General features: G+C 65.7%; 21 protein-coding genes and 1 pseudogene. 17 read left to right on the top strand and 5 right to left on the bottom strand.

Annotated elements, in window-relative coordinates; translation table 11 throughout:
• The 7 genes and pseudogenes from AC1DIN_RS27915 to AC1DIN_RS27885 form a co-directional block, all read left to right on the top strand.
• Positions 1 to 201: pseudogene (locus AC1DIN_RS27915) on the top strand (amino acid ABC transporter ATP-binding protein); the annotation flags it as partial.
• Positions 202 to 233: 32 nt separating this feature from the next.
• Positions 234 to 1,115: an ectoine/hydroxyectoine ABC transporter substrate-binding protein EhuB gene (gene ehuB / locus AC1DIN_RS27910; protein ID WP_441473817.1), complete on the top strand. Its 882-nt coding sequence runs from the start codon at positions 234 to 236 to the stop codon at positions 1,113 to 1,115.
• Positions 1,116 to 1,132: 17 nt separating this feature from the next.
• On the top strand, positions 1,133 to 1,792 hold the full coding sequence (locus AC1DIN_RS27905) for an amino acid ABC transporter permease (protein ID WP_441473816.1): 660 nt from the start codon (positions 1,133 to 1,135) through the stop codon (positions 1,790 to 1,792).
• On the top strand, positions 1,782 to 2,441 hold the full coding sequence (gene ehuD, locus AC1DIN_RS27900) for an ectoine/hydroxyectoine ABC transporter permease subunit EhuD (protein ID WP_476812111.1): 660 nt from the start codon (positions 1,782 to 1,784) through the stop codon (positions 2,439 to 2,441). Before AC1DIN_RS27905 ends, ehuD begins: the two co-directional genes overlap by 11 nt.
• 20 nt (positions 2,442 to 2,461) lie before the next feature.
• Entirely contained in the window at positions 2,462 to 3,622 is a 1,161-nt protein-coding gene (locus tag AC1DIN_RS27895; RefSeq protein WP_476812110.1) for an amidohydrolase, read from the top strand.
• 84 nt (positions 3,623 to 3,706) lie between these two features.
• Positions 3,707 to 4,891, top strand: coding sequence for a trans-sulfuration enzyme family protein (locus AC1DIN_RS27890; RefSeq protein WP_476812109.1), 1,185 nt, complete (start codon positions 3,707 to 3,709; stop codon positions 4,889 to 4,891).
• Between the two features lie 181 nt (positions 4,892 to 5,072).
• Entirely contained in the window at positions 5,073 to 5,372 is a 300-nt protein-coding gene (locus AC1DIN_RS27885) for a helix-turn-helix domain-containing protein (protein ID WP_476767163.1), read from the top strand.
• A 153-nt stretch (positions 5,373 to 5,525) separates the two neighbouring features.
• Here AC1DIN_RS27885 and AC1DIN_RS27880 read toward each other — a convergent pair whose 3' ends face one another.
• A complete protein-coding gene (locus tag AC1DIN_RS27880) occupies positions 5,526 to 6,224 on the bottom strand; it encodes a TetR/AcrR family transcriptional regulator (RefSeq protein WP_441473811.1) in 699 nt (232 codons plus the stop codon).
• A gap of 167 nt (positions 6,225 to 6,391) precedes the next feature.
• On the opposite strand from AC1DIN_RS27880, the gene AC1DIN_RS27875 reads away from it, so the two are divergent.
• The 10 genes from AC1DIN_RS27875 (at position 6,392) to AC1DIN_RS27830 (ending at position 16,429) form a co-directional block, all read left to right on the top strand.
• Positions 6,392 to 7,618 (top strand): ABC transporter substrate-binding protein, encoded by a 1,227-nt coding sequence (locus AC1DIN_RS27875; protein WP_476812108.1) that lies wholly within the window; start codon positions 6,392 to 6,394, stop codon positions 7,616 to 7,618.
• Between the two features lie 36 nt (positions 7,619 to 7,654).
• The gene (locus AC1DIN_RS27870) at positions 7,655 to 8,638 is read left to right on the top strand and encodes an amidohydrolase family protein (RefSeq protein WP_476812107.1); all 984 of its coding nucleotides are present in this window, start codon (positions 7,655 to 7,657) and stop codon (positions 8,636 to 8,638) included.
• A 17-nt stretch (positions 8,639 to 8,655) separates the two neighbouring features.
• A complete protein-coding gene (locus tag AC1DIN_RS27865; protein WP_476812106.1) occupies positions 8,656 to 10,197 on the top strand; it encodes an aldehyde dehydrogenase in 1,542 nt (513 codons plus the stop codon).
• Positions 10,198 to 10,244: 47 nt separating this feature from the next.
• Entirely contained in the window at positions 10,245 to 11,096 is an 852-nt protein-coding gene (locus tag AC1DIN_RS27860; RefSeq protein WP_441473807.1) for a branched-chain amino acid ABC transporter permease, read from the top strand.
• Positions 11,093 to 12,079 (top strand): branched-chain amino acid ABC transporter permease, encoded by a 987-nt coding sequence (locus AC1DIN_RS27855; protein WP_441473806.1) that lies wholly within the window; start codon positions 11,093 to 11,095, stop codon positions 12,077 to 12,079. Before AC1DIN_RS27860 ends, AC1DIN_RS27855 begins: the two co-directional genes overlap by 4 nt.
• Positions 12,076 to 12,813 (top strand): ABC transporter ATP-binding protein, encoded by a 738-nt coding sequence (locus tag AC1DIN_RS27850; RefSeq protein WP_441473805.1) that lies wholly within the window; start codon positions 12,076 to 12,078, stop codon positions 12,811 to 12,813. Before AC1DIN_RS27855 ends, AC1DIN_RS27850 begins: the two co-directional genes overlap by 4 nt.
• Positions 12,803 to 13,525: an ABC transporter ATP-binding protein gene (locus AC1DIN_RS27845; protein ID WP_441473804.1), complete on the top strand. Its 723-nt coding sequence runs from the start codon at positions 12,803 to 12,805 to the stop codon at positions 13,523 to 13,525. Before AC1DIN_RS27850 ends, AC1DIN_RS27845 begins: the two co-directional genes overlap by 11 nt.
• A 77-nt stretch (positions 13,526 to 13,602) precedes the next feature.
• Entirely contained in the window at positions 13,603 to 14,856 is a 1,254-nt protein-coding gene (locus tag AC1DIN_RS27840) for an FAD binding domain-containing protein (protein WP_441473803.1), read from the top strand.
• A 45-nt stretch (positions 14,857 to 14,901) separates the two neighbouring features.
• Positions 14,902 to 15,312, top strand: a complete 411-nt coding sequence (locus tag AC1DIN_RS27835; protein WP_476767159.1) for a cupin domain-containing protein — start codon at positions 14,902 to 14,904, stop codon at positions 15,310 to 15,312.
• A 28-nt stretch (positions 15,313 to 15,340) separates the two neighbouring features.
• Positions 15,341 to 16,429: an alkene reductase gene (locus tag AC1DIN_RS27830; RefSeq protein ID WP_476812105.1), complete on the top strand. Its 1,089-nt coding sequence runs from the start codon at positions 15,341 to 15,343 to the stop codon at positions 16,427 to 16,429.
• A 213-nt stretch (positions 16,430 to 16,642) separates the two neighbouring features.
• On the opposite strand, the gene AC1DIN_RS27825 is transcribed toward AC1DIN_RS27830, so the two are convergent.
• The 4 genes from AC1DIN_RS27825 to AC1DIN_RS27810 all read right to left on the bottom strand — a co-directional run bounded on the left by AC1DIN_RS27825 (position 16,643) and on the right by AC1DIN_RS27810 (position 19,560).
• Positions 16,643 to 16,888 (bottom strand): DUF2188 domain-containing protein, encoded by a 246-nt coding sequence (locus AC1DIN_RS27825; protein ID WP_441473819.1) that lies wholly within the window; start codon positions 16,886 to 16,888, stop codon positions 16,643 to 16,645.
• Between the two features lie 241 nt (positions 16,889 to 17,129).
• On the bottom strand, positions 17,130 to 17,834 hold the full coding sequence (locus AC1DIN_RS27820; protein WP_441473800.1) for an ABC transporter ATP-binding protein: 705 nt from the start codon (positions 17,832 to 17,834) through the stop codon (positions 17,130 to 17,132).
• Positions 17,834 to 18,586 (bottom strand): ABC transporter ATP-binding protein, encoded by a 753-nt coding sequence (locus AC1DIN_RS27815; RefSeq protein WP_476812104.1) that lies wholly within the window; start codon positions 18,584 to 18,586, stop codon positions 17,834 to 17,836. The genes AC1DIN_RS27820 and AC1DIN_RS27815 overlap by 1 nt, the downstream gene beginning before the upstream one ends.
• Positions 18,583 to 19,560 (bottom strand): branched-chain amino acid ABC transporter permease, encoded by a 978-nt coding sequence (locus AC1DIN_RS27810; RefSeq protein WP_476812103.1) that lies wholly within the window; start codon positions 19,558 to 19,560, stop codon positions 18,583 to 18,585. The genes AC1DIN_RS27815 and AC1DIN_RS27810 overlap by 4 nt, the downstream gene beginning before the upstream one ends.
• Positions 19,561 to 19,572 lie beyond the last annotated feature (12 nt).

The raw sequence follows: 19,572 nt of genomic DNA, 5'->3' as shown, positions 1-19,572 counted from the left end.
CTCGACACCATGGTCTCGCTGGCGGAGGAGGGCATGACCATGCTCTGCGTCACCCACGAGATGGGCTTCGCCCGCCAGGTCGCCGACCGCGTCATCTTCATGGACGCCGGACAGATCGTCGAGATGAACACCCCCAACGAGTTCTTCAAGAACCCGCAGCACGAGCGCACCAAGCTCTTCCTGAGCCAGATCCTGCACTGAGCAGATCCAACCTTTCCGGATCGGAGATCGTTATGACTGCCATCTCGCGTCGCCGCCTTCCCCTCCTCCTCGCCGGCGCCGTCGCGGTGCTCGCGGCCTTCAGCGGCCCGGGGTCGTCACAAGCGCAGGCTCAATCCGAATGGGCCGGCAAGAAGCTTGTCGTCGGGATCCATAATCGTACGCCTTGGGCCTATCGCGACAAGGACAACAAGGTCGTCGGCATTCATCCCGATGTAATCCGCGCCGTCTTCGCGCCGCTTGGCGTCAAGGATTTCGAGTTCGTCGTCTCCGATTTCGGCGCGATGATCCCTGGCCTGCTGGCGGGACGCTTCGACATCATCGCGTCCGGCGTCGCGATCACGCCGCCGCGCTGCGAGCAGGTGCTGTTCAGCGAGCCGGACGTGGCCGTCGGCGACAGCCTGCTCGTCAAGACCGGCAATCCGCTGAACCTGCATTCCTACGAGGACATCGCGAAAAATCCGAAGGTGCGCCTCGCCGGCGGCCGCGGCTCGGAGAACACCAAGAACGCCATCGCTGCGGGCGTGCCGGAATCGCAGATCGCGCTCTTCCCCAACAACGAGGCCGCCGTCAGCGCCATCCTGGCCGACCGGGCCGATGTCACGACTCTCTCGGTGCCCAGCGCCATTGGCGTCATCGACGAGCAGAAGGTCGAAGGCATCGAGCGCGCCGTGCCGTTCAAGGGGCTGATCAAGGCGAACGGCCAGCCAGCCAAGCTCTACACTGGCACGGTCTTCCCCAAGAGCAGTGCCAAGCTGCGCGACGCCTACAATGCCGAGCTAGCCAAGCTGCGGGCCAGCGGCGGCCTCAAGCCGATCATGGAGAAGTACAACTTCACGACCGATGAGGATGCTGGTGCCATCACCACTGCGCAGATCTGCGCCGGCAACGGCTGAGCGGCGCGGCGAACATCATGAGCTTTCTCGACGTCCTCTCAGGCATTTTCCAGGGGCTGAACGTCACGCTGGCGGTGACGGCGCTCGGCATGCTCTATGCCGTGCCCTTCGCCTTCGCCGCCGGTATCGCCCAGCATTGCTGGCGTGGCCTCGCCTATGGCGCGATCACCACGCTGATCGAGTTCTGGCGGAGCACGTCCGTCGTTATCCTGCTTTACGGCTTCTATTACACCCTGCCGTCCTTCGGCCTGCGACTGTCCGGCATCACCGTCGGCTCGATGGTGCTCGGCCTGCATATCGGCGCCTATGGCAGCCAGGCGGTGCGCGGCGCCTTGCAATCGCTTGACAAGGGCCAGAGCGAGGCCGGGCGGTCGCTCGGATTGCGCGGCTGGCAGATCCTGATGCTGATCGAATTGCCGCAGGCGCTGCTCGCGATGGTCCCGACCTTCATCAATCAGTTCATCCAGCTCGTGAAGGGCACGGCGCTGGTCTCGCTGGTGACGCTGACGGACATGACCTTCCGGGCCAAGGAAATCTCCCAGCTCGTCTACGATCCGCCGAAGGTCTATTTCGCGCTGCTCGTCGCCTATTTCATCCTCTGCTACCCCGCGACGATCGTCGGCCGCTGGGTCGAGCGCAAGGTCGGCGCGGGACGGAAGCTCGACCATGCTGTTTGATGCGGGCTTCGCCCTTTCCATCGTGCCGAAGATCGTCGGCGCCCTCTGGACCTCGATCCTGGTCGCGCTGCTGAGTTGCGCCGGCGCCTCGCTACTCGGCTTCACGCTGGAGATCGCGCGGCGCAGCAACCGCTTGATGCGCTATGCGATGCGCTTCCTGATCGATTTCATCCGCTCGACGCCGCTCCTGGTCCAGCTCTATTTCTTCTACTTCGTGCTGCCGTCCTACGGCATCAAGCTGCCAGCCATCGCGATCGGTGTCATCGCGATCAGCCTCTACTACAGCGGCTATCTGGCCGAAGTCTTCAAGGCTGGCATCGACGGCGTGAAGCCCGGCCAGTTCGAAGCCGCGCGCGCGCTCGGCCTGAAGCGCTTGCAGACCGTCGTTCTGGTGATCGCGCCACAGATGCTACGCAATATCGCCGCGCCGATGGGCAACTACTTCATCGGCATCTTCAAATCGACGCCCTATCTCGCCGCCATCGCCGTCTACGAAGCCTTCGGCGCGGCGCTCGACATCTCGTCCGACACCTTCCGCTACACCGAGCCGATGGTTGTTGTCGGCGTGATCTTCCTCGCCATCGCCCTTGTGCTCGCCTGGCTCGTCAGGCGGCTGGAAGAGCATCTGCTGCTCTCCGCAAAGCGCTGAATTCCACGAACGGACTGACCATGGATACGAAGCTCCTCCCGCGTCTAACCGAATGGCGCCGCCATCTTCACGCTCATCCCGAGCTCTCCGAGAAGGAGACAAAGACCTCGGCCTTCCTCCAGGAACGGTTGCGCGAACTCGGCATTCCTTTCGAGGCTGGCATCGGCGGCGCCGGCATCGTCGCGACGCTCTCGCGGCCTGGCTCAAACCGCTCGGTCGGCCTGCGTGGCGATATCGACGCCCTGCCGATCGCAGAACGCAATGACGTGTCCTATGCCTCGCAGACCGCCGGCGTCATGCATGCCTGCGGCCATGACGGCCACTCGGTCGCTCTGCTCGGCGCGGCCGCGATGCTCGCCGCCGATCCCGACTGGACAGGCACCATCCAGTTCATCTTCCAGCCGGCCGAGGAGAATGGGGCCGGCGCCAAGGCGATGATCGCCGACGGGCTGTTCGAGCGCTTCCCGATGGAGCGCATCTTTGCCTTCCATAATTGGCCTGGTCTCGAAGTCGGAACCGTGGCGGTCCACGACGGGCCGGTCATGGCGGCGGGCGGTCGCTGGCAAGTCACTCTGCACGGGCTTGCCGGCCATGCCGCGATCCCGCACCAGACGCGCGATCCGATCCTGGCGGCCGCCCACCTGATCATGGGCCTCCACACCATCATCTCGCGCAATGTCGACCCTTGCGATGCCGTCGTGCTCTCGATCGGCCAGATCCAGGGCGGCGTGGTCAGCAATCAGATCCCGGAGAGCGTCACCCTGGTCGGTACGCTACGCACCTATCGACAGGAGGTCCGCGAGGCCGTCATCAAGCGGATGGAGAGCCTGATCGCCGGCACATGCGAAGCCTATGGCATGCGCGCCGATGTCGAGATCCTCTCGACCGGACGACCCATCATCAACACCCCCGCAGAGGCAAAGCTCGCGGCGGCTGCCGGCGAGGCGATCGGCGCCAAGGTGCGAACCGACCTGCGCCCCAGCACCACAGGCGACGACTTTTCCTTCCTGATCAAGGACAAGCTCGGCGCCTACATCTGGATCGGCAACGGCCCGGCCGGCCCCGAGGGCGAGCTTCACAACGCCCGCTACGACTTCAACGACGCGATCCTGCCCGTGGCAATCGACTGGATGCGCGAGGTCGCCAAGCGCGCCCTGCGGGACGACGGCCCGAATCCATAACATCCCGGCATCATCCGATGCCAGACGACAGATTGCTCCCTGATTTCAAAGCTTTGAATATCACCCCGACGAGGGAAACCGACCATGCACGACCTGACACTCTGTGTTCACCACCCGGCCGTCAATGAGGAGGGCTATGCCTCGCTCGCCGTGCCGACGCACCGCGCCTCGACCATCGTCTATCCGGACGGGGCGAGCTTCATGGCGCGCAAATATCGCGGTTTCGACGGCTACACTTACGGGCTGCACGGCACCCCGACGACGCGCACGCTGGAAGCGCAATTGACCCAGCTGCACGACGGGATCCGCACAGTGCTCGTCCCCTCAGGCCAGGCGGCGGTCACCATCGTCATGCTGTCGGTGCTGATGCCCGGCGACAAGGTGCTGATCCCCGATCACGTCTACCCGCCGGTGCGCAGCTTCTGCGCTGAATACCTGGCGCCGCGCGGCATCGCCTATGGCGTTTACGACCCGCTGATCGGCGCCGGCATCGCCGATCTCATCGACGAGACCGTCAAGCTGGTCTGGGTCGAGTCGCCCGGCTCCAATACGATGGAGGTCCAGGACGTGCCGGCCATCGCCGCTGCGGCGAAGGCCAAGGGCGCGCTCGTCGGCTGCGACAACACCTGGGCGACGCCGCTGATCTTCAAGCCGCTGGAGCACGGCGCCGATTTCGCCTGCGAGGCGCTGACCAAATATGTCGGTGGCCATTCCGACCTGCTGCTCGGCTCCATCACCGTCAGGGACATGGCACTGCGCCAGAAGATGAAGGAGATCCTGCGCGGCTTCGGCGTCGGCGTCTCGCCGGATGAAGCCCAACTCGCCTTGCGCGGCATCGAGACCATGGGGCTGCGCGTCGCCCATATGGGCAAGATCTCGGAGGATTTCGCCCGCCGGCTCGTCGATCATCCCACGGTCGAACGCGTGCTGCATCCGGCGCTGCCGTCGTGCCCGGGCCACGCGATCTGGAAGCGTGACATGGGCCGCTCGTCCGGCCTGTTCAGCCTCGTGCTGAAGCCTGTCGACGACGACGCCATGAGCGCGGCGCTGAGCGCCTTGCGTGTCTTCGCGATCGGCGCCTCCTGGGGCGGCACGCGCAGTCTCGTCGCGCCGCAGGCGATCGCGCAGGACCGCACCGCCATGGCCTGGACCGCGAAAGGCCCGCTCTTGCGCGTCAGCATCGGCCTCGAGGAACCCGGGGAGCTCTGGGCCGATCTGAGCCGGCTGTTGTCCGTGCTCGGTCAGGCCACCGCGACCAAGGCTGCCTGACGAGGCATCGTGAAGACCACGACGATAAGGGCACGGCGCGAATTTCGCGCTGTGGAGGGTGCGCGCAGTGGAAAGCCAACGACATAACTGTCTTCGCAGATCACATCAGAAGCTACAGCCGGCAGAAACGGGGCCATCAGGAGCGCTTGCTCAGTGGCAGCGGCGGCGGGCAACAGAAATTATGGCCGCTCGACTTGCTTCCAAACTGAAGATTGCGCAGATCGCCGACGAGTGCCGGCTTAGTGCGAGCCATTTCTCTAAAGCTTTCCGGCGGACCATGGGGGTCACACCGCAGCTTTACCTCACGCGGCTCCGGGTCGAAGAAGCGAAGAACCTCCTGACAAGGGGGAAGCTGCCGCGCGCGGATGTCGCCCCGATTTGCGGCTTCAGCAGTCCGCGCCACTTCGCTCGTGTTTTCAGGCAGATAACTGGCGAAAGTCCTGGTGCTTGGCGCCGGAAACACCCGTCACAATACGGCTAGCGGGAGCGCTCCTCTCAAGGGAATTCAGTTAAATCCCGCTGATAATACTCCTCGGCAAATGCGTTTCTTCCAGCCGAAATAGCTGCCGCTAAGCCGATTTTCGCGCAAACAGATGCTGCCCTTTGCAAATGAGAAGGGGTCTCTCCTATCGCGTCAGTCTACAACGACGCGCGCGCCATCAATGAACGAGCGTACCTTCATTTCGATGATCGGCTCCAGGGGTCCGACCGGCATGTCGTAGATGAACTTCCTGACTCCAAGATAAAAGATTGCCGCATGAAGGCTCCAGACCGCTTCAATCTCCATCTCCGTCACCGGGCGACTCTCGATCGACGGCCGATCGAACTCGTGCCGCAACTCTGCGACCAACGCCGTAAAGACCCGGCGGCGGAGGAGTTCAAGATAGCGAGTATTGAAATCAAGACCCTTTAGACCTGCGAACATGAACAGCCTGACCCACTCGTAGGTCAGGATGACGCGAGCATAATCCTGATAGAACTCGACCAGCCGCTCTCTGAGCGGCTTGTTGCGATCCGCGATCAGTTCGTCCCAGAACGGGTTCCAGCGCCGCAGGAACACTTCCTGGTAGACGCGCTCGACAAGCGCGTCCTTGGTCTCGAAATAGCGGTAGAGCAATGGCTGCGTGATGTTGAGGCGCCGCGCCAGTTCCCGTGTCTGACCTTCGAAGCCGAATTCGGCGAAGAAGCTCACCGCCTCCTTGACGATGACCTCCTCGCGTTGGCTCGGACTCATTCGGCGCGCCCCTTCCAGAGGAGAGCGGGAACGCTCCGCAGAGCGGCCGCGAGAGGCGCTCTCAGCGCGGATGATGATGTCAGCGTCGTCGTTTGCCATACCTATATTTATCAGGTGAACCGCTCAGTGGAAAGCGCAGGCGCGCGCCTGTCGTCCTATCCCAACTATATAATTTGACATCACCTCCTTCTTCCCGCGGCTTGACGGGTCACTCCTCCCGTGCAATTACTGATCAAACGATAAATAAAAGAGACTGGGAGGAAGACATGATTTCCAGACGACACCTTCTTGGTGGAAGCGCCGCCCTCGGCGCCTGCGTGGCGTTGCCGGCGCTGGCGCAATCGCAGCCGCTGCGGATCGGGATGCTCACCGTCAAATCCGGCGCGCTGGCCGCCGGCGGACGGCAGATGGAGGACGGTTTCCGCCTGTTCCTGAAGGAGCGCGGCGAGCGCATCGCCGGACGAGCGGTGGAGTTCGTGGTCGCCGATACCGGCGGTCAGCCGGCGCTGGCCAAGACCCGCGCCCAGGAACTGGTCCAGCGCTCCAATGTCCATGTCGTGGTCGGACCGACCGCCGCCTTCGAGGCGCTCGCGATCAACGACTATCTCCAGGAAGCGGCTGTGCCGTTCCTGTGCTGCTCAGCCGCTGCCGAGGACCTGACCCAGCGCCGGCTCAATCCCTGGTTCGTCCGGACGTCCTCGACCTCGGCCCAGCCTTGTCATCCACTCGGCGAGTATACGGCGCGTGACCTCGGCTACAAAAAGGTCATCACGATCGCCGACGATTTCGCCTTCGGCCAGGAGCAGACTGCCGGCTTCCAGCGCACCTTCGAAGCCGCCGGCGGCACGGTCATCCGCAAGCTCTGGGCGCCGCTGAACGTCGCCGATTACGGCTCCTACATCTCCCAGATCGGCGATACCGACGCGGTCTTCGCAGCCTTCGCCGGCGCCAACGGCCTGCGCTTCCTGCGCCAATATGCCGAATATGGCTTGAAGCAGAAGATTCCGGTCGTCGGCGCGATGACCACCGTGGATGAGGGCGTGCTGCACAGCATGGGCGACGAAGCTGTCGGCATCGTCTCGGCCGGCTGGTATTCGGCCGCCCTGACCGGCGAAGCCAACCAGCGCTTCGTCTCGGAATTGCGCAAGCAGACTGGTGTCGATCCCGGCTTCTACTCGGCCGGCGCCTATTCAGCTGGCCTCGCGCTGGAAGCCGCCCTGACGTCGATCGGCGGCAAGGCAGAGGACAAGGAGGCTCTCATCGCGGCGCTGCGCAAGGTCGAGGTCGGCAATGATCCGCGCGGCCCTTGGCGCCTCGATAACTACGGCAACCCAGTCCAGAACATCTACATCCGGAAGACGGAGCGCCGGGACGGCCGACTCGTGAACACGGTCGTCAAGACCTACGAGAACGTCTCGCAGTTCTGGACCTACAAGCCGGAGAGCTTCCTCGCAGCCCCGGTCTACTCGCGCAACGAGCCGACCAAGCTCTGATCCCTGCCTGCCCCACAAGACAACACTCCGGACACCATGATCGTAGACGCTCACAACCATGTCATCCCGGCCGCCATCGTCCGATACCTCGCCGAGAACGAGGAGCCTTTCGGCGTCAGAGTCGATCGCTCCGGCGCCGCCACGCGCCTCGCCCATCGCGAAGGCTTCGCCTATCCGCTGTTCGAGGAATTCCTGACGCCGGCGGAGAAGCTCGCCCAGCTCGACCGCCGGGGCCTGGATGCCGCGCTGATCTCGCCCTCGCCGACGCTATTCTTCTACCGCATCGACCCTGCCGTCGAGGCCGCCTTCGCGCGGCGGGTGAACGACGAGATCGCCGCCTTCGCGGCGAGCGCCCCGAACCGGCTGCGCCCGATGGGCACGCTGCCGATGCAATCGCCAGATCATGCGCTGGCCGAGTTGGAGCGCATCACCGGCGAACTCGGCATGCGCTCGATCATGATCGGCTGCCATATCGACGGCGCCGCGCTGTCCGAGCCGAAATTCCGGCCCGTGCTGCGCCGCGCCGCCGAGCTCGGCGTGCTGATCCTGACGCATCCCTATTATTTCGGCACCAAGCCCGGCCTTGAGAAATACTACCTGACCAATCTCGTCGGAAACCCGCTCGATACCGCGGTCATGGCCGCCGATCTGATCTTCGGCGGCGTCATGGACGAACTGCCCGACCTCAAGGTCTGCCTTTCGCATGGCGGCGGCTTCATCCCCTACCAGATCGGCCGCCTCGTCCATGGCCAGAAGGTCCGGCGCGAGGCCCAGTCGATCGAAAGCTCGCCGAAGGAGCTGCTGAAGCGCTTCTATTTCGACAGCATCACCCATGATGCCGGCGCTCTCGCCTATCTGATCGATCTGGTCGGCGCCGCGCATGTCCTGCTAGGGACGGACATCCCCTTCGACATGGCCGACGAGACGCCGCTGCGCACGCTCGACGCGGTTCCCGGCCTCTCGGTGGAGGACCGTGCGAACATTACCGGCCGCAACGCCTGGCGCCTGACCGGCGCCTGATCGAAACGGAGACGAACATGGCTACGCAGACGCAACCGGCCTCGGCCGGGACGACTTCCCATGCCTCCCCCCGGGGCCTGTTCATCGACGGCCGCATGGTCGATCCCGGCCCGCGCGAGCTGATGAACATCACTTCGCCCGGCACCGGCGCGACGATCGCCCAAGTCATCGAGGCGAGCGCGGACGATGTCCATCGCGCGGTGCTGAGCGCCGATGCCGCTTTCCGCTCGAAGGAGTGGCGCGACATGTCGGTGCGGACGCGGGCGAGGCTCGTCAACAAGCTCGCCGACGTCATGGAAGCTCATCTCGAAGAGCTGTTCGAGCTGGAAACCCTGAACAACGGGCGGCCCGTCCGCGAAACCCGGGCGCAGCTTGCCCGCGTGCCCGACCTCTTCCGCTACAATGCCGGCCTCGCCATCGCCCGGCGGGACGATGTCATCCCCGTCGAGGGAGAGTATCTGACCTATGCGCGGCGTCTCCCGGTCGGTGTCGTCGCCAATGTCACGCCGTTCAACCATCCGCTGCTGATCGCCAGCCGCAACATCGCGCCGACCCTAACCTCGGGCTGCACCACCGTGGTGAAGCCCTCGGAATACACCCCGCTGACCACGCTGCGCCTCGCCGAGATTTTCTCGGAAGCCGGCCTGCCGCCCGGCGTCTTCAACGTCGTGACCGGGACGGGCGCTATCACCGGCCGGGCGCTCTCGGAGCACCCGCGCATCCGCAAGCTCGTGCTGACCGGCGGGACCGATGCCGGCCGGCGGGCAGGCGCCGCGGCGGCGAGCAATTTCGCCCGCCAGACGCTGGAACTCGGCGGCAAGACCCCCGTCGTCGTGTTCGACGATTACGATCTCGACCAGGCGGTGAACTACGCTGCCTTCGGCGCCTTCGTCGGCGCCGGCCAGACCTGTGTCTGCGCCGCCCGCCACATCGTCCAGCGCAGCATCTACGACACCTTCGTCGAGAAGCTGGCCGCTAAGGCCAAGGCGATCGCCGTCGGCGACCCCTTCGCCGCCGCCACGCAGATGGGCCCGGTGATCTCGGAGCGGCAGCGCCAGCGCGTGCTCGACTTCGCGCGCATCGGCCTCGAGGAAGGCGCGCGCCTCGTCGCCGGCGGCCGCGTTCCGCCTGCCTTCGACGGCAAGCCGGGCTTCTATGTCGAGCCGACGGTCTTCGCCGATGTCGATCCCTCCATGCGGATCTTCCAGGAGGAGGTCTTCGGCCCCTTCACCGTCGTGACTCCCTTCGACACGGAAGAGGATGCGGTCCGCATCGCCAATGACAGCCCCTATGGCCTCGCCGCCGCGATCCGCACCCGCGACGTGGCCCGCGCCCATCGCGTCGCCGACCGGATCGAGGCCGGCATCGTCTGGATCAACGACCATCACCGCGTCGATGCCGCCTCGCCCTGGGGTGGGTTCAAGCTCTCCGGCATCGGACGCGAATTCGGCAAGGAATCCTTCGACGCCTATTTCGACGTCAAGGCGGTGATGGTGAATGTCGGCGACCAGCCCTTCGACTGGTTCGACATGGACGCCGCCGCCCCCCGCCTGAACTGAGCTGAACTCCGGCCGCTCCGGCGGCCGGCCGCCGGGAGATATCTATCATGTTCTGGATCAACGGGCTGCTCAACAGCTTGGCCTTCGGAGCGATCCTGTTCCTGCTGGCGATCGGCTTCTCGCTGATCTTCGGCCTGATGCGGGTGGCGAACCTCGCCCACGGTGCCTTCTTCATGCTGGGCGGGTATATCGCGACCTCGATGATCGGCTTCGGCTTCACCGCGGCGGTGCTGGCGGCGGGCGTCGTCTGCGCCGTGTTCGGCGGCATCATTGAGCGGACGCTGGTGCGCCGCCTCGCCGGCCGCGAGCTGGCGCAGGTGCTCGGCACGCTCGGCCTCGCCTTCATCATCGCCGACCAGTGCCTGCTGATCTGGTCCGGCGATCCGATCGCCCAGCCTGCCCCGACGGCTTTGCGCAGTGCCGTACAGATCGCCGGCATCGCCTTCCCGGCCTATCGCCTCGCCTTGATCGGCATCGCCATCGTCGCCTTCGTCGCGATCTGGCTTTTGGTCGAGCGCACCACGCTCGGCGCCCGAATCCGGGCTGCCGTTGACGATCGCGAAATGGCGCGCGCCACCGGCATCCCGGTCTCGCGCCTGTTCACCACGGTCTTTTGCGTCGGAGTGGCGCTCGCGGGCATGGGCGGGGCGCTCGCCGCGCCGATCATGTCGGTCTACCCTGGGCTGGATGCCGAGATGCTGCCTCTGGCGCTGCTCGTCGTCATCCTGGGCGGCATCGGCTCTCTATCCGGCGCCTTCGTCGGCAGCATGCTGATCGGCGTGATCTACACGTTCGGCCAGATGCTCGTGCCGGACCTCGCCTACGTTATCCTGTTCCTGCCCATGGTCGCGGTGCTCGCGCTGCGCCCCCAGGGCCTTTTCGGAAGGCAGCCGGCATGAAGACCTTCGGCCTCCTCTTCCTCCTCGGCGCGCTGGCGGTTCCGTTCGTGCTGCCCGGCGAGTTCTATCTCGCCATCGCCACGCAGATCTTGGTCTACGGCCTGTTCGCCGTCAGCGTGAACCTGATCGCCGGCTATTGCGGCATGGTCTCGCTCGGTCACGCCGCCTTCCTCGGCATTGCCGGCTATGCCTTCGCGCTGCTGACGGTCAATTCCGGCTGGCCGGTCCCGGCCGCCATCCTCGCCGCCCTGCTGCTCACGGGAATCGTCGGCGCGCTGTTCGGTCTCGTTGCGCTGCGCACCTCGGGGCTGAGCTTCCTGATGATCACGCTCGCGCTCGGGCAGATCGTCTGGGGCGTCGCCTTCCGCTATGTCGAACTGACCAATGGCGAGAACGGCATCAGCCTGCCGCGGATCGAGGGCTATTTCGGCCACGGCACCGGCCTCTACTATCTCTGTCTCGCCGTCACCGCGGGCTGCCTCTTCCTTGTCGCCACCCTGGCGCGCTCGCCGCTCGGCACCGCGATGCAGGGCGTGCGCGACCAGTCGCGGCGGATGAGCACGCTCGGCTACGATGTCTGGGCGATCCGCTTCGCTGCCTATGTGCTCTCGGCCGTCCTCGCTGGCGTCGCCGGCATCCTCTACGTGCTGGTCTTCCGCTTTATCAGCCCGCACTCGCTATCTTTGACCGTATCGTCGGAAGCGGTGTTGATGGTGATTGCCGGCGGTCTCGGCACGACCTTCGGGCCGGTGCTCGGCGCTGCCCTCGTCGTCCTGCTCAAGAACGTCGCCAGCGCCTATACCGATCGCTGGCCGACACTGCTCGGGCTGATCTTCCTCTTCATCATCATCGTCGTGCCCGAGGGTCTCCTGCCCGGCGCCAGGCGGCTGACCGGCTTGCTGCGGGCACGGCTGGTGGCGCGCCGGGAGATGGGGGCTCGGCTGACGAACGCCGCCGCGCGCATCGAGGAGGCCCGCCCGTGACCGCGCTCCAAGTCAACGATCTCCGCAAGAGTTTCGGCGGCCTCAACGTCATCCAGAGCGTGACCTTCACGGTCGAGCCCGGCGAGCGGCGACTGCTGCTTGGGCCGAACGGAGCCGGCAAGACCACGCTGTTCAACCTGATCGCCGGCGATCTGCGCGCCAGCGCCGGGCAGATTCTCCTGCAAGGTGAGGACGTCTCGACCCTGCCGACCTTCCGCCGGGCGGCACGCGGCATCGGCCGCACCTTCCAGATCCTGACGCTGTTCGGGCGGGAGACCGTGATCGGCAACGTCATCATGGCGCTCCTCGGCAATCGCCGCCAGCGCTGGCGGCCATACGGCGCGGTCGCGGCCGACGCCACGCTGCGCCGCGAGGCCATGCAGGTGCTCGCCCGCGTCAAGCTGGAGAGCCTCGCCGATCGTCCGGTGCAGGAAACCTCCTATGGCGAGAAGCGCCGTCTCGAAATCGCGATGGCGCTGGCGCAGGATCCAGAGATCCTGCTCCTCGACGAGCCGCTCGCCGGCCTCTCGAAGCAGGAACGCAAGACGGTGAGCACGCTGCTGGAGGAACTGCCCCGCGCCCTGACCATTCTGATGATCGAGCACGACATGGACGTCGCGCTGGCCTTCGCGGAAAAGATCGCGCTGCTGCATCACGGCCGCCTGCTGGTCGACGGCACGCGCGACGAGGTCATCGCCGATCCCCGTACCAGGGAGGCCTATCTTGCGCAGTGAACCCATCCTCTCCCTTTCAGCGTTGAACGCCTTCTACGGCGACAGCCACATCCTGCACGACCTGTCGCTGAAGGTTCCGGCCAACGGCATCCTCGCCCTGCTCGGACGCAACGGCGCCGGCAAGACGACCTGCATGAACGCCGTCGCCGGCCTGCTGGGCTCGCGCTCCGGCCGCATCACGCTGGAGGGTCGTGACGTCTCAGGCTTCTCGCCTGAGGCGATCTGCCGGGCCGGCATCGCGCTGGTGCCGCAGGGACGGCGGATATTCCGCAGCCTGAGCGTCGAGGAGAACCTCGCCGTGGCGCGCCGGGCGTCGGCGCCCGCTGGCCGGGTCGTCTGGAGCAATGACGACATCTACGGCCTCTTTCCCCGGCTGAAGGAGCGGCATCGGCATCCGGCCGGCCTGCTCTCCGGCGGCGAGCAACAGATGCTGGCGATCGGCCGGGCGCTGATGACGGCGCCGCGCGTCCTGCTGATGGACGAGCCGACCGAAGGCCTCGCCCCGCAGATCGTCGCCGAGGTCGGCTCGATCGTCCGACGCCTGCGTGAGGCCGGGCTCTCGGTGATCCTCGTCGAGCAGCACATGACATTCGCCCTGCAACTCGCGGACGAGGTCGTGGTGATCAGCACCGGCCGCGTCGTCGAACAGGGTCCGGCCTCAGACTTCCTGGCCGAGCCGGCCCGCCTCGAAGAGCATCTCGGCGTGCACTGACCACCACCACGGCAAAGGCATCATCAGCGCCATCAATTGATCGATTGATCAATTAAATATGAAAAGGGAACGACCCCATGTCCGAAGGAACGCATGAGCTGCGCCCGCCATCGCGCCGCGCAATCGTCATCGGCGGCTCGATGGCGGGCCTGTTCGCGGCACTCTTGCTGCTGCGCCAGGGCTGGCAGGTCGATATCTACGAGCGCATCGCCGACGAGCTTTCGGGGCGTGGCGCCGGCATCGTCACCCATGACGAACTGTTCGAGGTCCTGCGGCTCTGCGGGATCGACAGCGAGACGGCCCGGATTGGCGTCGCCGTGCGCGGACGCTGCGTCTTCGCTCCCGACGGCAGCCTGCTCGGCGAACATGCCCTGCCGCAAGTCCTGACCTCCTGGGGACGGCTCTACAGTCTGCTGCGCGAGGCGCTGCCGGCCGCGCATTATCACCGGGGCAGGAACCTGGAAGCGCTCGCCGTCGATGCCGAGGGCGTCACCGCCCGCTTCGGCTATGGTGAGACGGCACGCGCCGACCTCCTCATCGGCGCGGACGGCATCTTCTCGGCCGTCCGCAGGCAATTGCTGCCCGAGGCCATGCCTTCCTATGTCGGCTACATCGCCTGGCGCGGGTTGGTAGACGAAGCCGATCTCTCGCCCCAGACGCGCGAGGCCCTGTTCGACAGCTTCGCCTTCTCGCTGCCGCCGGGCGAGCAGATGCTCGGCTATCCCGTCGCGGGAGCCGGCGAGTCGATGGAGCCCGGCCAGCGCCGCTTCAACTTCGTCTGGTACCGGCCGGCCGCGCAGGGAAGCGCGCTGCGCGAACTGCTGACCGACGTGGACGGCGTGCAGCACGAGCTCTCCATCCCTCCCAACAAGATCCGCCCGGCGGTTCAGCAGGAGATGCGGCAGGCGGCGCGGCGTCTGTTGTCGCCCCAGTTCGCGGAGGTCGTCGAGAAGACCTCGCAGCCCTTCATCCAGGCGATCCAGGATCTGGAGACGCCGCGGATGGCGATCGAGGGCCGCGTCGCCCTGATCGGCGATGCCGCCTTCGTCGCCCGGCCGCATGTCGGGATGGGCGTAACCAAGGCCGCGGCCGACGCCTGGTCGCTCGCCCGCGCCCTCGAGGCCCATGGCGACGACATCGCTGCCGGCCTGGCCGCCTTCGAGGCCGAGCGGCTGCCCTATGGGCGGGCGGTGATCAAGCGCGCCCGCGACCTCGGCGCCTACATGCAGGCCCAGCTCCTTACGCCGGCGGAGCGCGAGCTGGCCGAACGCCACCGCAAGCCCGAGGCCGTGATGACGGAAACCGCAGTTTCGACCGGCATCGCCGCCTGACGCGACGACCGTTTCCTTGCAACAGCGACAGAAAGGATGAGAACGATGACCCAGAACAGCGATTTCGTCTGGCCCAACCCTCCCGCGAACCTCTCGGCCCATGAGCGCGCCGAGTTCGAAGCCAATCTTGGCCGTGGCCTCGTCGGTACGCAGCTCGTGTCCGAGACCGACCGCGTCCGGGTCTGGGCACTGGCCCTGCAGCCCGGCGAGCGCATCGGCTTCCACACCCATGTCCTGGATTATTTCTGGACCGCCGTAACGGGTGGCAGCGCGCGCTCGCAATATGCCGACGGCCGCGTCGCCGAGGTCTCGTACAAGCCGGGCGACACCCAGCACCATGCCTATGGCGCGGGTGAGTTCATGATCCACGACCTGACCAATACAGGCGACACCGAACTCGTTTTCACCACGGTCGAGTTCAAGCAGGGTGCTAACGCCCCCCTGCCCTCCGCGTGACGCCGTCCTCAACCCTCAAGGAAACTGTATGCCGACCTTGTTCGATCCGATCCTCATCGGGGCGGTGCAGGCGCCGAACCGCATCTTCATGGCGCCGCTGACACGCGCCCGCGGGACGCGCGACCATCTGCCAACCCCGATGATGGCCGAGTACTACGCGCAGCGCGCCGGTGCCGGCCTCATCATCAGCGAGGCGACCGGCATCAGTCGCGAAGGGCTCGGCTGGCCCTTCGCCACCGGCATCTGGTCGAACGAGCAGGTCGTCGGCTGGACCCGCGTCACCCACGCGGTCCATGCTGCCGGAGGGCGCATCTTCTGCCAGCTCTGGCATATGGGCCGCGTCGTGCATCCGAGCCTGCGCGAAGGCGCCGCGCCGGTCTCGTCCTCAGGGACGACCGCACCGGGGCTCGCCCACACCTATGACGGCAAGCAGCCCTACGTCCAGGCCCGCGCCCTGGCGATCGAGGAAATCCCGCGGATCGTCGAGGATTATCGCAAGGCGGCGGACAACGCGCTGCGCGCCGGCTTCGACGGTGTTCAGCTCCATGCCGCCAACGGCTATCTGATCGACCAGTTCCTGCGTTCCAGCGCCAATCTGCGCACAGACGCCTATGGCGGCTCGATCGATAACCGGACGCGGCTGCTGCGCGAGGTCAGCGAGGCGGTCGCCGGCGTGGTCGGCGCCGAGAGGCTCGCGGTACGGCTCTCGCCCAACGGCGAATCCCAGGGCATCAACGATCCGCAGCCGGTGCGCCTCTTCACCGCGGCGGCGCAGGCTCTGTCGGCGCTCGGCATCGCCTTCCTCGAACTCCGCGAGCCGCCGCCGAACGGCACGCGCGGCCGGCCCGACCATCCGCCGATCGCGCCGGTGATCCGCAAAGCTTTCGACGGGCCGCTGGTGTTGAACTCGGATTTCGATCTGGCGCGCGGCAGCGCGGCTCTGGCCGCAGGCGAGGCCGATGCGATCACCTTCGGACGCGCCTTCCTGGCCAATCCGGACCTGCCCCAGCGCCTCGCAAAAGGCGCCGCCCTTAATCCGGACGACATGGAGACCTGGTACTCGCAGGGTGTCGAAGGCTATCTCGACTATCCCGCGCTGACCTCCTCCGCCGCCTGACAGCACTGCTTCCAGAGTGCGCGTCGGGTTCCCGACGCCCACTCCGATTTCTGCATAACCTCATCGAATTCAAGGCCGTCGCGATGCCTGCGATGTTGCCTGATCCAACGTGCCGGCCGTGAACCATCCGGGTAGCACTCTCCAAGACATTCTCATCCTGATCGGACCGATAGATGGCGATCAGGGAGGAATAGATGGTCGAAGCCAGGGATCTCAGTCTTTATCGACAACCTCGGTCGACGGCCGATCACGTCCATCAGCAACTTCCTCATGCCAGCGACCATCGCGATCCTCATAGACGATCCCACCGGTCTGACCAGCGACTGTCTGCCGAGCGGCGGCATCCGACGCTGCCTTATGTGCTGCCTCATGGCTGGGAAATGTCTCAGAGACCACGTCACCAACCTTGTAGGCCCAGCCTCCGTCGTGCTCGACGACCTCGTACTTAACTTTGACCATCCCAAATCCTTTCTTTGACGAAGACTGCGGTTTCCACCAGTCGCCAAAAGTACATCTGGCCGCTCGCTCCTGCGGATCGAGGGCCCCTTTCGACATCGTGGCAAGCATTCCTGTTAAGGTCTGCCAGATTCGACAATCCGGCTTCAACGTCCAATCGTCGTTGCCATTGGCAGCCTGCCGTCGTCTATTCACAGCGTTGGCATCTGCAGCGCCCTGAACGAGCTGGCCGGCAACCGGCACGTCAGACGGCGAGATAGCGCTCCTGAACGGACTGATCCGCCAGCATCGCCTGCGCCGTATCGGCGTGGACGACCGCGCCGCTCTCCATCACATAGGCGCGGTCGGCGATCGCAAGCGCCAGCCCGACATTCTGCTCGACCAGCAGGACGGTGGTGCCGCGTTGCTTCATCAGCTCGAACTGCTCGAACATCTCGTCGACCAGCAGCGGCATGATGCCCTCGCTCGGCTCGTCGAGCAGCACCATCTTCGGCTCCGCGATCATGGCGCGCGCGATCGCCAGCATCTGTTGCTCGCCGCCGGACATCGTCGCCGCGATCTGGGAGAGCCGCTCCTTCAGGCGCGGAAACATCGCCGTCGCCTGCTCGATCATGTCCTCGGCCTCGGCCCGCCGGGGCGAGGCGACCACACCGAGGATCAAATTCTCGCGCACCGTCAGCCCCGGCACGATCCGGCGCTCCTCGGGCACATAGGCGAGGCCCGCGGCATAGCGGGCATGGACCGGCTGCCCGGTCATCTCCTGCCCATCGAAGACGATGCTGCCGGCGCAGTTTGCGACGAGCCCCATCACTGATTTGAGCGTCGTGGTCTTACCCGCGCCGTTGCGGCCGATGAGGCAGACCAGTTCGCCGCGGCGCACGCTCAGCGATACGTCCTGGATGGCGTGCGAGCGCCCGTACCAGGCATTGAGTCCGGCAATCTCCAGCATCAGTGCTGCCTTTCGCCCAGATAGACGCGCTTCGCCTGCTCGTTGCCGCGGATTTCGTCCGGCGTGCCGGCTGCGATCAATTCGCCATGGTGGAGCACGACGATCGCATGCGAGACGCCCATGACGAGCTTCATCTTGTGCTCGACAAGGATGATCGTGCGCTCGCTCGCGAGCTTGCGGATCAGCGCCATCATCGCCACGGTTTCCTCTGGGCTCATGCCAGCGGTGGGCTCGTCGAGCAGGAGCAGGCGCGGCCGCGAGGCCAGCGCCATCGCGACTTCCAGCGCACGCTGCTCGCCATGAGCGAGCGTGCCAGCGACACCATCGGCGCGAGCTTCCAGCCCCACCTCCGACAGGAGCCCGAGCGCGATCTCGCGCAGCCCCTCCAATCGCGCACGCGGCGTCCAGAAGTCGTAGCGGCTGACCAGCGCCTGAGAGGCGAGGCGCACATTCTCCAGCACCGAGAGCTGCGGGAAAACGCTGGTGATCTGGAAGGATTTGGCGATGCCGAGCGGAGCAAAGCGATGTTGCGCCAGGCCGGTGATATCCTGCCCCTCGAAGAGGATGCGCCCGTTGCTCGGCTTAAGCGAGCCAGACAGCATATTGAAGAAGGTGCTCTTGCCGGCGCCGTTGGGACCGATCACCGAGGTGATCTTGCCGCGCTCGAAGCGGGCGGAGACGTCCTTTACCGCGGTGAAGCCGCCGAATCGGCGCGTCAGCCCGACGGCCTCGATCATGGTCGCATCCGTCATGGTCTCACCTTCTGCAGGAGCGTGCCAAGGACACCGCCAGGGAAACGCAGGACGATGACGATGAAGACCAGGCCGACGGCGAACTGCCAGTATTCGGTCCAGAGCGTCACCACATCCTTCAGCACGAGATAGATGAAGGCGCCGATGAACGGCCCGATGAAGGTGCCCATCCCGCCGAGCAGCGTCATCATCACCACCATGCCGGAGGTCTCGTAATGCAGCGTCTCCAGCGGCACGACCGAGAGATGGATCGCATAGAGCGCACCGGCCAGACCGCAGAACAGCCCCGAGATGACGAAGGCGACGAGCTTGGTGATGCGGGCATCGTAGCCGCAGGCGATGGCGCGGGCCTCACGCTCGCGGATCGCCTCCAGCACCGCCCCGAAGGGCGAGCCGAGGATGCGCGACAGCACATAGAGCGCGACCGCGACGAAACCCAGCACGACGAAATACTTGGTCGTCGGATTGTGGAAGTCGATCGCCACGCCCAAGACCGAGGTCGCGGGAACATTGACCCCGCGTAGCCCATTCTCGCCGCCGGTCCAGTCCACCGCCTGATGCGCGATGTAGTAGACGCATTGCGACAGAGCGAGCGTCACCATGGCGAAATAGATACCGCGCGTGCGGGCTGCCAGCGTGCCGATGGCAAGCGCCGTCAGGCCGCCGAGCAGGGTTCCGAGTGCGACGGCAAGCGGCCAGGGCAGGCCGAAGCGGACGATGGCAATACCCGCGCCATAGGCCCCGGCCCCGAACAGGGCGGCATGGCCGAAGGAGAGCATGCCGAGATAGCCAAACATCAGGTTGAAGCCGACGGCGAACAGCCCGAAGATCAGGACGTTGAGTGCGAGCGCCTTGTAGGGCAGTACGAAAGGCAGCACGCAGAGCACGGCGAGAACGATCAGGAACTGGTGCCGGGCGACCGCGTCGCGCCAATTCGAGCGTGCGGCAACGGCCGGTGTCGAGAGGGTGCTCATCGGAACCTCACT

The sequence above is a fragment of the Allobosea sp. 05T438 genome, assembly GCF_056396025.1.
The sequence above is the reverse complement of the archived record's forward strand: the minus strand, read 5'-3'. Positions and strand labels throughout refer to the sequence as shown.